The 679-nt window shown below is 63.3% G+C and carries 1 protein-coding gene; it reads right to left on the bottom strand.

The window, feature by feature from the left end:
- Positions 1–679 (bottom strand): OprD family outer membrane porin (locus HX881_RS32615; RefSeq protein WP_177088674.1); only part of this gene is annotated, 679 nt, incomplete at both ends.

Below are 679 nucleotides of genomic sequence, written 5' to 3'. Positions count from 1 at the left end.
AACTGCCAGGATTTCTCCCGGGCGTTGTCGTAGCTGTTGTTGTAGCTGTCGTTGGCGAGGGTGCCGCCGCTGGTGCCGTTGACCCGCATCCAGGCACTGTCGCCGGTGAGTTTCTGCAGGCCGACATAGAAGGTGTTGCCGCCATGGCGGGCGGAGAACATGCCCGACCAGGTCTTGTTCTCCAGGTCGCCGGCCAGGGCGCTGCCGTCCTCCTTGCCGTAGAAGAAGCCGAGGTTGGCGCCCAGGGTCCAGTCACCCAGCGGCTGGCTGTGGACCAGGTTGACGTACTGCTGGCGGTAGATGTCCTTGAGCTGGGCATTCCAGAGTCCGACCATCGTGCGCTTGTCGTTGAAGCTGTATTCGCCGCCCTGGAAATTGAAGCGGTCGGAGGTGATACCGGCCCTGCCGTTCATGAACATATCGGTCATGCTCGAATCGTTGCGCGGGCTGTTCTTCTGGAACTGGCCGCCGTAGAGCGTCAGGCCGTCGATTTCCTTCGAGGTGAGCTGGCCGCCGCGAAAGGTCTGCGGCAGCGAGCGGCCATCGTCCGAGCGGAGGATGGGCAGTACCGGCATCCATTCGCCGACCTTCAGTTCGGTCCTGGAAATCCGCGCCTTGAAGGCCACGTCCAGGCGACCGAAGTTGTCGGCCGGACGTCCGTCACGGTCCAGCGGCAGCA

The organism is Pseudomonas gingeri (genome assembly GCF_013386115.1).
Taxonomy (GTDB): Bacteria; Pseudomonadota; Gammaproteobacteria; order Pseudomonadales; family Pseudomonadaceae; genus Aquipseudomonas; species Aquipseudomonas gingeri.
The sequence above is the reverse complement of the archived record's forward strand: the minus strand, read 5'-3'. Positions and strand labels throughout refer to the sequence as shown.